The organism is Kutzneria sp. CA-103260 (genome assembly GCF_018263855.1).
Classification (GTDB): domain Bacteria; phylum Actinomycetota; class Actinomycetes; order Mycobacteriales; family Pseudonocardiaceae; genus Kutzneria.
The window spans coordinates 8052857-8067186 of the sequence record NZ_CP073318.1; the positions used below are offsets into that span (position 1 = coordinate 8052857).

Below are 14330 nucleotides of genomic sequence, written 5' to 3' on the forward strand. Positions count from 1 at the left end.
CCGTGCTGCGGAATTCATCGTCATCCTCCGATAACCACCTGGGGCAACGGCTCCGGCTCGTCGTCCTCCTCGGGGTCGTCGACGACCGGCTTGACCGGGTTGGCGAACTGCGTGTGGTGGAGCTCCGCGTAGAGACCGCCCAGGGCCAGCAGCTCGTCGTGGGTCCCGCGCTCGCGCACCCCGCCGTCGTCGATCACCAGGATCTGGTCGGCCTCGCGGATCGTGGACAGCCGGTGGGCGATCACCAGCGAGGTGCGGTCGCGCAGCGCGGTCTTGAGGGCCCGCTGGACGGCGGCCTCCGACTCGGAGTCCAGGTGCGCGGTGGCCTCGTCGAGCACGACGATCGAAGGCGCCTTCAGCAGCAGCCGGGCAATGGCCAGCCGCTGCTTCTCGCCGCCCGACATGCGGTAGCCGCGGTCGCCGGTGATGGTGTCGAAGCCGCTGGGCAGGGACTGGATCAGGTCCCAGATCTGCGCGCCCTTGCAGGCCTCGACCAGCTCTTCCTCGGTGGCGGTGGGGCGGGCGTAGAGCAGGTTCTCACGGATCGTGTCGTGGAAGAGGTAGGCGTCCTGGCTGACCACGCCGACCGCCCCACGCAGCGAGTCGAAGGTGAGGTCCCGCAGGTCGTGTCCGCCGATGCGAATGGTCCCGCCGGTCGGGTCGTACAGCCGGGACACCAGGTGGGTCATGGTGCTCTTGCCCGCGCCGGACGGTCCGACGAGCGCGGTCATGGTGCCCGCCGGCACGTGGAAGTCCACGCCGCGCAGCACATCGGCCATCACCTCGTCGCGCTCGCGCGCGGCCCGCACGTGCTCCAGCGACCGCAGCGACACCTCGTCCGCGGCGGGGTAGCGGAACACCACGTTGTCGAACTGGATGTCCGGCGCCGTGTCCTTCGCCAGCTCGACCGCGTCGGGACGTTCCTGGATCAGCGGCTTCAGGTCGAGCACCTCGAAGATGCGGGAGAAGCTCACCACCACGGTCTGCGCGGTCTCCTGCATCCCGGACAGCTGGGCGATCGGCCCGAACAGCCGCCCGAGCAGGGTCACGACCGCGACCAGCGTGCCCAGCTGGAACGCGCCGCCGAGCACCAGCCCGCCGCCGACGCCGTAGATCACGGCCGTGGCCAGCGAGGCCATCAGTCCCATCAGGACGAAGGAGATCCGGCCGTACACCGCGAGGTTCACGCCGATCTTGCGGATCCCCTCGGCCCGGTCCCGGTAGTCGGCCATCTCCTCGTCCGGGCGGCCGAAGAGCTTGGCCAGCATCGCGCCCTGCACGTTGAACCGCTCCTGCAGGACGCCGCCGAGGCCGGCGTTCATGTCCATCAGCCGCACGGTGCGCTTCTGCAGCACCTTGCCCACCCGGATCCAGGGCAGCAGGAACAGCGGCACCATCAGCAGCGTGATGACGGCGACGAACCACGACAGGAAGAACAGCTCGCCCAGCACCAGCAGGACCGACAGCGCGCTGGTGGCCGCGACCAGCAGGTAGCCGAACTGCTGCTGCGCCATGATTAGTTCGGTGTGCAGCCGGCCGACCAGCACACCGGTCTGGGTGCGGGTGAAGAACGCGATCGGCTGCCGCCGCACGTGGTCGAGCGCCTGCACCCGCAGGTCGTAGGTGACGCCCTCGCCGATCAGCCCGGAGATGTGCGCCGACACCAGCGCCAACGCCGCGTTCGCCACCGAGAGCCCGGCGGCCAGCAACGCCGTCGTGACCACGACCCCGGCATCATTCTTGAGAATGCCGTTGTCCACGAGCTGCTGGAGCAACAATGGAGTCGCGACCACGGTGAGCGACTCCAGCACGGCGACGATTACGTAGAGCGCCACCTTGCCCAAGTGCGGCCGAAAGTAGCCGAACACCCGGCGCAGCGTTCCCGGGCTGATCCTGGTGGGCCAGGGATCGGGGTCTCCCTCACTCTTTTCCACCCCCCCGAAGCGCAACACGACCTCCACGCGGCTACCCCTCTCACACGAAACGTGCAGTCAGCGATCTTTATCGTGCTAAATGGCGTCGATGTCCACGAGTACGTCCGAGCGAACATTTTCCGGCCGGCCCGGGGAGAAAGGATTCCCCGATCACACCGTGACGCCGCGAACCGGCGGCACGCGCCAGCCGTGGAAGCGGAGCGCCTCGGCCAGCCGGCCGGCGTCCTCCGCGCGCACGGCCACCTCGGCCGACAGCTCCGCCGACCGCTCCAGCCGGACGTCCTCGATGACGACGTCGGCGAGCTCCGCCGCGGTGCACAGCCGGGCCAGCTCCCCTGGCCCCTCCGGCAGCACCACCCGGACCAGGGCGCACCCGCCCTGCGTGCCGGGGATCCGGTCGTGGCCGGTCACGCCACGCCGCAGCAGGTCCGTCACGCCCGCCAGATCGCCGGACCGCAGCGCCGCGGCCGCCGCCGCCAGATCGGCCGCGATCCGCTCCAGCACCCCGGCCACCGGCAGCGCGTTCCCGCACAGAATCATCCGCCACAGCAAGGGATTCCCGGCGGCGATGCGCGTCACGTCGCGCAGCCCCTGCCCGGCCAGACCCAGGGCGACGTCGTCGCCGTCGGCCAGCGTCGCGGCCACCGCCGACGCCACCACGTGCGGGGCGTGCGACACCAGCGCCACCGCCGAGTCATGCTCGGCCGCGCCCACGGTGACGGCGTTCGCCCCGCAGATCGACACCAGTTCCCGCGCCAGCCGCGCGGCGCCGGCATCCGTCTCCGGGCCGGGGCACAGGGCCCAGGGCCGGCCCAGGAACAGGTCGGCGCGGGCCGCGAACGGGCCGGACCGCTCCCGGCCGGCCAGCGGGTGCCCCGGCACGTAGCAGGCCAGGTCGCACCCGAGCCGCTCCGCGTCGGCGATCGGGTCCACCTTCACGCTGGCGACATCGGTGTAGGCCCGCGCGACGCCCTGTTTCTGCAGCTCGGCGAGCCTTTCCCCGACAATGTGCGGCGGCACCGCGAGCACCGCCAGGTCCACTTCCTCGCCGTTCCACTCCTGGCCCGCGCCGAGTTCCCGCGCCAGCCACACGGCCTGCGCGTCGATATCGGAGAGGTAAACCGCCACCCCCTTCTCGCGAAGGGCCAGCGCGACCGAAGTGCCGATCAGTCCGGTGCCGACAATGAGCGCCTGCTCGATGGTCACCGCTCCTTCTTAGGCCGCGCACCGGGCGAAGTCCAGCCGCGGACTTGGGCAAACAAAAGGAATTGACGGATAGCCGGACAACCGGAAACGGCCCCGCTTCTCAAGGCCGTCGCCCCACCGAACCGGATCCACAATGGACACGGTCAGATCAGGGCCGGAAAGAGAACTCCCCGCGGTTCGCGCTCGTACGGCTATCCGCCCGCGTGGTCAGGCGATCATCCGGCGGCCAGATCGGTCGCCTGGTGCTCCAGGTGGTCCGCGACCCCGGCCCAGACCCGGGCGTGGTCCCGGGCGAACGCGGCGACCACGCCGTAGAGGTGCGGCGGGACGCCGTGCAGGATCTTCTCCCACTGCTGCCCGTCGAGGGAGTGAATCGCGAGCATGCGCAGCAGGACCCGGCCGACCTCGCTCTGCCGCAGCGCCGGATCGGCCTTGAGCCGTTCCAGCACGGCGATGCGCTCCCGGTCCAGCGCCCGGCTCAGATCGGGTTTCACCCAGGTCAGCGTGTGCGGCTTGGCCGGCAGCCGCCCGTTTCCGTCCGGGGTCGGGCTCTCCCCGCGCTCCAGCCGGCCCCGCACGTCCCGAACCGTCTCCGGGGAGATGCCGACCTGCTTGGCGACCTGCCGCAGCGACAGGCCCGGATCGCTGCGAATGAGCTCGGCGGCCAGCTTGCGGCGCTCCGTGCTGTCGACGGGACGAATGCGGCCGTCCCGTCCGATCCTGGCCTCGTTGCCCCCCTCGCCGCCGCGTCTTCGCAGGTCGGCCACGGTGCCGGCGGAAATGCCGGTGGCCGTGGCCACCCGCCGGTCCGACCACTGCGGATGCGTGCCGACGATCTGGACGGCCGCGCGCTTGCGATCGGCCAGCGAGAGCGGCAGGCCGTGCCGCACATTCGACTCGACGGCCAGGACGAACGCGTCGGATTCGGTGCCGTTGACGAATCTTGCCGCAATTGTCGTGTCGCCTCTTATTCTCGCCACCGCCAACCGGTGCAGACCGTCGACGACCTGCATCGTCGGCCGGTGAACGAGAATGGGCGGCAGCTCCCCTTCTGCCGACAACAGTGCCTCAATGTGCTCCGGATCCTCTCCCGAGGTTCGCGGCGAGCACATGACAGACAACTGGGACAACTCAATTTCGACGATCGGAAGAGCGGATATGTCAACTCTCGTCGGATCCACCTAGCCCCCACCGGATCTCTTCTTCGCCAGTTATGCGATGCGGACTAGAACCGCATCGTCCAACTGCTCAGCCCCAGCGGTTGGACGATGCCTCGTGGTCCAACCAAACCTCGGCCGAGCAGCGGGTTTCCTCCCACAGCGAGGATCCCCAGCACACCACCCCGTGTGCCTACGAACCGCCTCCGGAAGCCTCCCAGAAGGCCAACAGAAGCAACATACGCCCGATCAGGACCGCCGTTCGCGGTAATGCGAGGCCCCGAGTCCGACGCCCACTGCGCACAGCCCCTGCTCAGTGGTTTCCCCGGTTGGAATCTGCGATTGCCTCGTGGTCGCGTACCACCGTCACCCCCCTCAACCCCGGGCCAGCATGACATGAGCAATCGTCGCCGGCAAACAATGGGCGTCCACCTAGCGAAGTGGTCACCCAAGACCCGAGCCTGTGCATTTCTGCAAAAGGTGTTGACGCACTAGCCAATCATTAGTATGATGCGCGACCCGCCGCCCGAGCGGACTAAAGTGTCACTAAATTCGTCCGTTTGCGAACCTAATTCGCCGGTGCGGGGTGATAGTGACGCCCTTCGATCGTGTTGCGCCCTTTGACCGAATCCGCGTCCCGAAAAGTCACGCTTTTCGTCCGATGGACGGCAGACACCGTGGCGGCGCCGATGTGAGTGTGTGGTCGCGCCGTCCGCCGCGACCGAGACGGCGCCGACCGGGCCGGACCCCGCCGCGCTCGACACCGCATGGGCCGCGCAGCCGCCGGGAGCGGCCGCGCGTGGCCGGGGTGGCACGAGACCGAGCTCGCCTGCACGCCCGATTCCCCTTGTGCCGCAACAGATCGTGCAACCAAGAGACCGACGTGGACGATCCGGTCCAAGCCCGGCGCCGACGTCCGGTCGACCTCATCCCCGAGCGGGAAGCCGGCGTCGGACGCTCCCGATTCGTCCTCGAGAATTTCGACGCAGGCGAGAATTTCGACGCGTTCGAGCCGGAAGCGGTCGCCGACGGCGGCGCGCCGCCCCGCCTCGACGGGCGTGCGTCGCGATCGATCGGCGGACCCGGTCTCCCGGCAGCCGAAAACCCCGAATGTGATAAATCCGACACTCCGGGCATCGACTGGTCGGTCGTCCCTGGAGGTCTGGCCGGCCGGTCCGCTGGTGCGTCCGCGGGCGTCGGCCGGCATGCCGGTCACCGGCGCATCCTCGGGTCCTCGCTGGGATCGGCGTACATCGGCGGGCAGCCGTGCTCGATCGCCTCGGGACGCAGTTCGTAGTGCCAGGGCTCGTTGCCGTAGATCCGGCACAGCCCATAACCCGCGCCATGCTCGGACAGCCACGTCTGGGCGCCGGCCCGCCGCCCGATGTCGACCGCCTGCCCGGCCACATGGGCCGACGTCTCCGGCGTGGCCACCCACCGCGCGGCTTCCTCTTCGGAGCCGTAGGTCGAAACCGCCTCGCGCCGAAGGCGATTCTGGTACTCCGGGGAACGCCAGCCGCTGTTGACGAAGAACTCCACCCCGTCGTCCGCGGCATCGGTCGCGGCCCGGCGCAGCGCGTCCAGAAGGTCCGGATTGAGATTGACCACGCCCGGCACCTCGTCGCTGAAGACGGTCGTGTCGGGCGGGACAGCGCCGTCGGCCACCCCATCGGCCTCGCCGAGCGCGCCAGCGTCCTGGTCGCGATTCAGGCGGGTCGTTGACGACGGTCCGCTGTGGGTCATCAACGCAGTCTAGGCAGTGTGATGTTGCCAGCCCGTATGTCGTTCTCGATACGCTCACGATATGCCAGCACCGTGGGGGAGTGTCGAAGCATGCGTGTGTTGATCGTCGAGGACGAGCCGTATCTGGCCGAGGCCATTCGCGACGGCCTGCGCCTGGAGGCGATCGCGGCGGACATCGCCGGCGACGGCGACACCGCGCTGAAGCTGTTGGCCGTCAACGCCTATGACATCGCCGTCCTCGACCGCGACATCCCCGGCCCGTCCGGCGACGAGGTCGCCCAGCGCATCGTCGCCTCCGGCAGCGGGATGCCGATCATCATGCTCACCGCGGCCGACCGCATCGACGACAAGGCCTCCGGCTTCGAACTCGGCGCCGACGACTACCTGACCAAACCCTTCGACCTGCGCGAGCTCGTGCTCCGGCTGCGGGCGCTCAACCGCAGGCGGGCCCACAGCCGGCCGCCGGTGCGGGAGATCGCCGGCCTGCGGCTGGACTCGTTCCGCCGCGAGGTCTACCGGGACGGCCGGTACGTCGCGCTGACCCGCAAGCAGTTCGCGGTGCTGGAGGTCCTGGTCAACGCCGAAGGCGGGGTCGTCAGCGGCGAGGAGCTGCTGGCCCGGGCCTGGGACGAGAACGCCGACCCGCTCACCAACGCCGTGCGCATCACCGTCTCGGCCCTGCGCAAACGGCTCGGCGAGCCGTGGATCATCGCCACCGTGGCCGGCGTCGGCTACCGCATCGAACCGGTGCCCGTCGTCGGACGTGAGATGCGCAGCGGTGGATAGAGCGCCCGGTCTGAGCGTCCGTCTCAAACTGACCCTCAGCTACGCCGCCTTCCTCATGGTGGCCGGCGCCCTGCTGCTCACCGCCGTGGGCGTCTTCCTCATGGGCTACCAGCGGATCGGCTTTCCGCCGACGGCCGTGGTGATCGCCCCGTCCGGCCGGACCCTCATCCGTGCCTTCGCGCCGACCGCCGCCGTCCTGCTGGTGCTGCTGCTGGCGTTCGGTCTGGTGGGCGGGTGGATTCTCGCCGGCCGCATGCTCGCCCCGCTGACCCGCATCACCGATGCCGCCCGCACGGCCTCGACCGCGTCGCTGTCCCACCGGATCCAGTTGGAGGGCAGCAACGACGAGTTCCGCGAGCTCGCCGACGTCTTCGACACCATGCTCGCCCGGCTCGAGGCGCACGTCGCCGAGCAGCGGCGGTTCGCCGCCAACGCCTCGCACGAGCTGCGCACGCCGCTGGCGATCACGCGGGCCCTGCTCGACGTGGCCCGCAACGACCCGGACCACGACACCGGCGAACTCGTCGAGCGCATCGCCCAGGTCAACACCCGTGCGATCGACCTCATCGAGGCGCTGCTCATGCTCAGCCGGGCCGACCGGGGATCCTTCACCCGTGAGCCCGTGGACCTGTCGCTGCTCGCGGAGGAGGCCACCGAGACGCTGCTCCCGCTGGCCGAGAAACGCGGCGTCGTGCTGGAGGCCGCCGGCGACATCACCCCGACCTTCGGGTCACCGGCGCTCCTGCTGCAGATGACGACCAACCTCGTGCACAACGCCATCGTGCACAATCTGCCGGCGCGGGGCACCGTGCGGGTGACGACCGGCGTCCAGGCCGAAACGGTGGTGCTGACGGTCGAGAACTCCGGCGACAAGCTCGCCCCGGAGCTGGTCCCGACGTTCACCGAGCCCTTCCAGCGCGGCACCGAGCGCATCCACACCGACCACGCCGGCGTCGGTCTCGGCCTGGCCATCGTCAAGAGCATCGCCCAGGCCCACAGCGGAACCCTGACGCTCGACCCCCGCCCCACCGGCGGTCTCCGGGTCACGGTGCGACTGCCCACCGCGTCGGCACGGACGACGGCTTCAGGGCCCGTTTCACCGACCCCGTAGGGGGACGTGCGCGGCTGGCCGACCACGGCCAGTCCGACGCACGTCATCACCCTTCGGCACGCCGCCTATTCGATGGGGAAATCGAAGTAGGTGTCCGGGTACGGCTCGCTCTTCAGCGTGTAGTGCCACCACTCGTACTGGTACGAGCTGAAACCGCAGTCCTCCATGACGGAGCACAGGTGCTGACGGTTTCGCGCCTGGTCCGGCCCGACCCCGTCGGCCCCGTGATGGGAGACCGAATCCATCAGGTCGTGGTCGCCGCCCATGTCCGCGAGGTCGCCCGAGTCCAGGTGGAAAAGGGTCAGGTCGACCGTGCTGCCCCGGCTGTGGCCCGATTTGGCGGCCACGTAACCCAACTCGAACATCGCCGCCCGCTCGATGTTCGGATAGTGCCGCTGCTTCGTGCGGCCGTCTTCCGGCTGCCGCGACCAGCTCATGAAGTTGTCGACGGCGCGCTGCGGCCGATAACCGTCCCAGATGAGCAGGCCGAAGCCCAGGGACTGCGCCTTGTCCCGCGCCTTCTCCAGGGCGGCGCACAGCGCCTTCGTGCCGACGATCCGATTCACCAGGTAGCCGTCCACCGGCTTGCCGACGAAGTTGTCCCAGGTGGCGTACTTGGCGTCCCAGCGAATGCCGGGCACGAGCTCGTCAACGAAGACGAAGTCCTCGTGCATCGTCACTTCGCCGCCAGCGCCAGCGGCACCCACCGGTCGACCAGGTCGCCGAGCGACAGGCCGGCGGCCTTCATCATGCGCGGGTAGCGGCTGTAGGAGGTCAGGCCGGGCAGGGTGTTGACCTCATTGAGCACCACGGTCCCGTCCTCCTTGAGGAACAGGTCGACCCGGGCCAGTCCACGGCAGCCGATCAGGCGGTAGATGGCCTTGGCCGTCTTCTGCACGGCCGCGCGCGACTCCTCCGAGATGTCGGCCGGGCAGATGAACGCGGAGTTCTCGGACCCGGTCTCGGGCGAGGCCTCCTGGTGGATCCGGAAGAAGCCGGAAGTGAGCGCCACCCGGTCCGGCTCGCCGGCGAACAGGTCGTCGTCGTTGCCCAGGATCGAGCAGCCGATCTCGCTGCCGACCACGCCCTCCTCGATCAGCACCTTCCAGTCGTACTTGCGGGCCGTCTCCAACGCCTCGGCCAGCTCCTGCTTGCCGGACACCTTGGTGACGCCGTAGGACGAGCCCGACCGGGCCGGCTTCACGAAGACCGGGTAGTTGAGCAGGTCGGCGTCGACCGTGTCGTCCGGCAGCACGATCTGGAAGTTCGGCGTGGGGATGCCCGCGGCGCTGACGACCCGGTAGGTCAGGGACTTGTCCATGCACAGGGCCGAGCTGGGGATGTCGCAGCCCACGTAGGGGATGCCGGAGAGCTCGAACAGGCCCTGGATCGCGCCGTCCTCACCGAGCTTGCCGTGCAGCACGGGCAGCACCACGTCCAGCCGGATCGTGTCGTACTTGCCGTCCTCCAGCACGACCAGGCCGTGCACACCGCGGTCCGGGGACAGCATGGCCGCACGGCTGTTGGTCTCCCAGTTCTCGTCGGGGCCGCCGTCGCACAGCCGCCACACGCCGTCCTCGGTGATGCCGATGTAGAACGGCTCGTACTTGTCGAGGTCGAGGCTCTTGGCGACCTCACGCACGGACTTGAGGGAAACGGGGTGCTCCTCGGAAACGCCACCGAAGATGATGCCGAGCTTCAACCTAGCCATGCTGGTTCCCGCTTTCGAATTCCAGACAGTTGATGAGGGAGTTTTCAATCGTGTCGCTCAGCGCGTGGTCCGTGTAGTACGCGGTATGCGGGCTGATGAGCACGTTCGGCATCTCTTGGAGCCGTAACAACGACGCGCTCTCAATGGGCTTGTTCCGGCAGTCGGCGTAGAACACGCCTTCCTCACCCTCGACGACATCCAACGCCGCGCCGCCCAGCTTGCCGCTTTCCAGCGCCGAGACGAGAGCCTCGGTCTCAATGAGCGGGCCACGTCCGGTGTTGATGACGAACGCGCCGTCGCGCATCTGCTCGATACGGTGGCGATCGAGCAGGTGGTAGGTCTCCGTCGTGAGCGGCGTGTGCAGCGTCACGATGTCGCTACGCTCCAGCAACTCATCGATGGAAACGTATTCGGCCATCGCCTTGGGGCGATTGTCATAGGCCAGCACGTGGCAGCCGAAACCGCGCAGCCGCTCGATGACCGCCGCGCCGATCCGGCCCGTTCCCACCACTCCGACGGTCAGGTCGCGCAGTTCTCGCCCGCGCATCGGGTGCAACCGGTAGTCATGCGCGTCCGTGCGTCTGATCAGGGACTTCACATGTCTGATCGACATCAGCATCATCATCAGCGTGTAATCGGCGACGCTGTCCGGCGAGTAGTAGGTGTTCCCGACGCAGATGCCGACGCTCTCCGCGTACTTCACATCGATGTGATTGAACCCGATACTTCTCGTGGAAATGTACCTCACACCGATTTCACTGAGCGCGAGAAGGGTGGAGTTCGTGATTCGAGTCTTGTGGCCTACGCTGATGCACCGGTTTCCGAATGCCAGGTCGACATTGACCTCGGACACCGCCGCCTCGGTGATGGTTGGCACTACACCAAATTGAGGCGCCATCTCACGGAACAGGACTTCCTCGTCCCGCCCACATCCAAAAATCGTGATTCCCGTTGTCGTCAGGACGGCCGTGGAGGACGCGGACGCCAGCGATCGGGTGCGGGGGGCCGCTGTTCGTGCTCGTTCGCTGTAGGCCATGCCGGGCAGTGTAAGCAGCGCGGCGATGACGGCAAGTATGTGGGGGTCCGATTTGCCGACAACACGTTACCAACCAGTAGCATCGCGGGCCCCCGCACGTCCCCCGACCACGGCCCACGCGCCCCTCATACCCCACGTCACCGGCTCTCACCTGCGCCGACACCGACGGGCCGCACCTGCTTCCGCCCCGTCAACCCACCTCGCCCGCAACGATCAACGCCCCGCAGGCAACCTGGCCTCGGCCTGTGCGTCTACCCCTTTGATGACCAGAACACCGACCACCGCTTCCGGGAGCCCTTCGCACAACTTCACGTCCTCCCCGAACCGACCGGCCCTCGTGCCCGCGCCGCGAACTCTCCCCCGCCCCCAATTTGCCAATTTCGCCACTTCCCGCACAAGGGCCCGCGCCGCGGTCGTTTTCTCCCCACCCACCACCGTTCTGACAACACACCCCTGAGCTAACCGAACGGCGTGACTCCCCCGCCAGAACAAAAGCTCAAGCACCCGCTAACGCATTCCGCCCGTAACCCGCCCGCCACCCGACGGGACCCACTCACCCAACCCAGCCACGGTGGGGGTCCGGGGGCGAAGCCCTCCGGCGTGGGGGCCTGGGGGCCGGGCCCCCAGAAGACACAACGCGAAGAGCCCTGCTTGCGTTTTCCGCAAGCAGGGCTCTCCCGTGAATCGCGTGGAGCTGAGGGGAATCGAACCCCTGACCTTCTCGATGCGAACGAGACGCGCTACCAACTGTGCTACAGCCCCGTCGTACTTCTGCTCTCGCGTCCGTACGTGGAGAACTATAGCAGGGTCGGCGGGGTGGTTTTTGCCACCCCCCTGGTCAGCCGGCGGCGCGGTGGTAGCCGCGACGGAGCGGCCGGTCGAGGTCCTCGAAGGCGGGGTCTTCGTCGTCGATGTCGACGACGGTGGTGCCGTTGAGGGCCGGCCCGGGCCGGTAGGGGTCGCGGGCGGGGGTGGAGCGGGGGGCGTCCTCGTATTCGGAGAGCTCGGGTTCGACCGGCTCGGGCTGGACGGGCTCGGCCTCGGCGACGGCCGGCTCGTCGTAGTCCTCGTCGTCGTATTCGGTCTCGACGAATTCGGCTTCGTCGGCGACGCGGCCGCGAATGCGGGCCTGCCGGCGTTCACGCACGTCGGCTTCGATGCGGACCTGGCGGCGCAGGTAGCCGAGGTAGCCGACGAGCAGCAGGTCGACGCCGCCGTGGCCCCACCACGCGATGGGCATGACCAGTGCGGCGAACAGGGCACTGAGCACGGCGAGCACGAGCAGCGCCAGGACGGCGCGCTGCCGGAAGGCGTACTTGGCGCGCGCGGAGGCGGCGGCGGCTTCCGGGTCGTAGCCGCCGCGCCCGGGCCGGTAGGGCCGGGGCTCCTCGTCGTAGTCGCGGTAGTCGTCGTCCGTGATCGCTGTCTCGGACTCGTCGACGCTCATGTCGAGTTCCTCCTCAACGTCCTCCGGATCGCCGTGGACCACTCGGGCGGCCATCGCGGTGTCGGAGGTCTTGGCCACTTCCTGCCGCTTGCGCGCGATCATCGGGACCAGGACGACGAGCCATGCCACAACCAGGGCGACGATGATCAATGAGCTGGGCACGTTCGTCACCTCCCCCGTCAGTTCGATGGGCGTGCGCTGACCGCAGACGCCACGTTAGTCACAACAGTCACACGTGTCTCCGAGGCGCGCCGGGGATACACGGTTCCGCAAGTGTGGCGAAAAGCGCACTATCGGGTGAACTCGACTACGCGTGACGGGCGCGTCCGGCCTGGACCAAACGGTCTACCAGACCCCCGGTGACCTCTTCGGCCGTCAGGGCGAAGCAGATGTGGTCCCGCCAGCCACCGGCCACGTCCAGATAGCGGCGGAACAGCCCCTCCTCGCGGAACCCGAGCTTGGTCAGCACCCGCACGCTGGGGGTGTTCTCGGGCCGCACGGTGGCCTCGATGCGGTGCAGCGCGGCGTGGCGAAAGCAGTGGTCGACGACCATCGCGGTGGCCGCGGTGGCCACGCCGCCGCCGGTGACCTCGCTATCCACCCAGTAGCCGACCCAGGCCGAGCGCAGCGAGCCCCGCAGCACGTTGCCGACGGTGACCTGCCCGGCCAGCACGCCGTCCACCATGATCATGAACGGCAGGGTCTGCCCCCGCCGGGCCAGGCTGCGCAGCGCCGACCACTGGCTCGGCCAGGCCAGCACGCCGTTGCGCTCCTCCCAGCTGCCGGGCGCGGTGGGCTCCCAGTTCTCCAGGTACGACCGCTCCCGCACGCGGATGCGCGACCAGGCGCCGGCGTCGAACAGCCGGGGCGGGCGCAGCTCGACGACCCCGGCCGGCACGGTCAGCGGTCCGAGCCGCGCGGGCCAGCCGGGGTGCCGACCGCCGCCGAACTCGGCGATCTCCACGGGCTCACCCACGCTGGGCGAGGAAGCACACCTGGATCTCCTCCCCGACGCCGACGTCGGTGACGTCCTCGTCGACCACGGCCAGGCAGTTGGCCTCCGCGAGCGACGCCAGCAGGTGCGAGCCGGACGTGCCCAGCGGTTGCAGCAGGAAGTCGTCGTTGCCGCTGTCGCGCAGCAGCTGGCCGCGCAGGAAGCCGCGCCGGCCCTTGGTGGACGTCAGCGGCGACAGCAGCCGCGCGCTGACCATGCGCCGGTACGGGTTGGCCTTGCCCAGCGCGGTCCGGATAAGCGGCCGGACGAACACCTCGAACACCACCAGCGCGCTCATCGGGTTGCTGGGCAGCAGGAACGTGGGCACGGCGTCCGGCCCGAGCCGGCCGAAGCCCTGCGCCGAGCCGGGGTGCATGGCGACCCGGGTGGTGTCCAGGTCGCCGAGCTCGGCCAGCGCGGACCGCACCTCGTCGCCGCCGCTGCCGCCGACCCCGCCGGCGACCACGACGATCTCGGACAGCAGCAGCCGGCCCTCGACCACCTCGCGCAGCCGCCGCGGGTCGCCGGGCACGATGCCGACCCGGGACACCTCGGCCCCGGCGTCCCGCGCGGCCGCGGCCAGCGCGTACGAGTTGACGTCGTAAACCTGGCCGGGGCCGGGCGTGCGGTCGATGTCGACCAGCTCGTCGCCCACGCAGATGATCGACACCCGCGGCTTGGGGTGCACCAGCACCTTGTCCCGGCCCACGGCGGCCAGCAGGCCGACCTGGGCCGAGCCGATGGTGGTGCCGGTGCGCACGGCGACGTCGCCGGTCTGCACGTCCTCGCCGGTGCGCCGGACGAACGCGGCCGACGGCACCGACATGGTCACGGTCACCTTGGCCGGGTGGCCGTCGGTGTAGCCGAGCGGGACCACGGCGTCGGCCAGCGTCGGCAGCGGGGCCCCGGTGACCACCCGGACCGCCTGCCCCGGCTGGAGCCGGCGGGGCTGCCGGGAGCCGGCGGCGATCTCCCCGACCACCGGCAGCACGACCGGGCTGTCGGTGGCCGGCTGCACGTCGACGCTGCGCACCGCGTAGCCGTCGACGGCGGCCTGGTCGAAGCCGGGCAGGGCGCGTTCGGCCACGACTTCCTCGGCGCACAGCAGGCCCTGCGCCTCGGAAATCGCCACCCGAACGGGCGAGGGCCGGACCGCGGCCCCGAGTACCCGGGTGAGCTGCTCGTCTACTGACCTCATCGTGGTT

12 protein-coding genes and 1 tRNA gene are annotated in these 14330 nt (G+C 69.4%); 2 read left to right on the top strand and 11 right to left on the bottom strand.

The window, feature by feature from the left end; genetic code table 11:
• Positions 1-20 precede the first annotated feature (20 nt).
• The 4 genes from JJ691_RS35260 to JJ691_RS35275 form a co-directional block, all read right to left on the bottom strand.
• Positions 21-1961 carry an ABC transporter ATP-binding protein gene (locus tag JJ691_RS35260; protein ID WP_211763880.1) on the bottom strand — a complete coding sequence of 647 codons (1941 nt, stop codon included), beginning with the start codon at positions 1959-1961 and terminating at the stop codon, positions 21-23.
• Positions 1962-2084: 123 nt separating this feature from the next.
• A complete protein-coding gene (locus tag JJ691_RS35265) occupies positions 2085-3140 on the bottom strand; it encodes a prephenate dehydrogenase (RefSeq protein WP_211763881.1) in 1056 nt (351 codons plus the stop codon).
• 215 nt (positions 3141-3355) lie between these two features.
• On the bottom strand, positions 3356-4120 hold the full coding sequence (locus JJ691_RS35270; protein ID WP_442912503.1) for a winged helix-turn-helix transcriptional regulator: 765 nt from the start codon (positions 4118-4120) through the stop codon (positions 3356-3358).
• 1389 nt (positions 4121-5509) lie between these two features.
• The gene (locus tag JJ691_RS35275; RefSeq protein WP_211763883.1) at positions 5510-6040 is read right to left on the bottom strand and encodes a M15 family metallopeptidase; all 531 of its coding nucleotides are present in this window, start codon (positions 6038-6040) and stop codon (positions 5510-5512) included.
• Positions 6041-6130: 90 nt separating this feature from the next.
• Between JJ691_RS35275 and JJ691_RS35280 the strand changes: the two genes are divergently transcribed.
• Positions 6131-6826: a response regulator transcription factor gene (locus tag JJ691_RS35280; RefSeq protein ID WP_211763884.1), complete on the top strand. Its 696-nt coding sequence runs from the start codon at positions 6131-6133 to the stop codon at positions 6824-6826.
• A complete protein-coding gene (locus tag JJ691_RS35285) occupies positions 6819-7937 on the top strand; it encodes a sensor histidine kinase (protein WP_211763885.1) in 1119 nt (372 codons plus the stop codon). Before JJ691_RS35280 ends, JJ691_RS35285 begins: the two co-directional genes overlap by 8 nt.
• A 65-nt stretch (positions 7938-8002) precedes the next feature.
• On the opposite strand, the gene vanX is transcribed toward JJ691_RS35285, so the two are convergent.
• From vanX to glp, 7 genes are all read right to left on the bottom strand, one after another.
• Positions 8003-8611: a D-Ala-D-Ala dipeptidase VanX gene (gene vanX, locus JJ691_RS35290; RefSeq protein ID WP_211763886.1), complete on the bottom strand. Its 609-nt coding sequence runs from the start codon at positions 8609-8611 to the stop codon at positions 8003-8005.
• A 2-nt stretch (positions 8612-8613) separates the two neighbouring features.
• Complete coding sequence (gene vanA, locus JJ691_RS35295; RefSeq protein WP_211763887.1) at positions 8614-9648, bottom strand: D-alanine--(R)-lactate ligase; 1035 nt, start codon at positions 9646-9648, stop codon at positions 8614-8616.
• Positions 9641-10609, bottom strand: coding sequence for a D-lactate dehydrogenase VanH (gene vanH / locus JJ691_RS35300; RefSeq protein WP_211771898.1), 969 nt, complete (start codon positions 10607-10609; stop codon positions 9641-9643). The genes vanA and vanH overlap by 8 nt, the downstream gene beginning before the upstream one ends.
• Before the next feature lie 764 nt (positions 10610-11373).
• Positions 11374-11446 (bottom strand) — tRNA-Ala (locus JJ691_RS35305).
• A gap of 76 nt (positions 11447-11522) precedes the next feature.
• Complete coding sequence (sepX, locus tag JJ691_RS35310) at positions 11523-12293, bottom strand: divisome protein SepX/GlpR (protein WP_211763888.1); 771 nt, start codon at positions 12291-12293, stop codon at positions 11523-11525.
• 145 nt (positions 12294-12438) lie between these two features.
• Positions 12439-13107, bottom strand: coding sequence for a GNAT family N-acetyltransferase (locus JJ691_RS35315; RefSeq protein WP_249227215.1), 669 nt, complete (start codon positions 13105-13107; stop codon positions 12439-12441).
• Positions 13100-14323 (bottom strand): molybdotransferase-like divisome protein Glp, encoded by a 1224-nt coding sequence (glp, locus tag JJ691_RS35320; RefSeq protein WP_211763889.1) that lies wholly within the window; start codon positions 14321-14323, stop codon positions 13100-13102. The genes JJ691_RS35315 and glp overlap by 8 nt, the downstream gene beginning before the upstream one ends.
• Positions 14324-14330 lie beyond the last annotated feature (7 nt).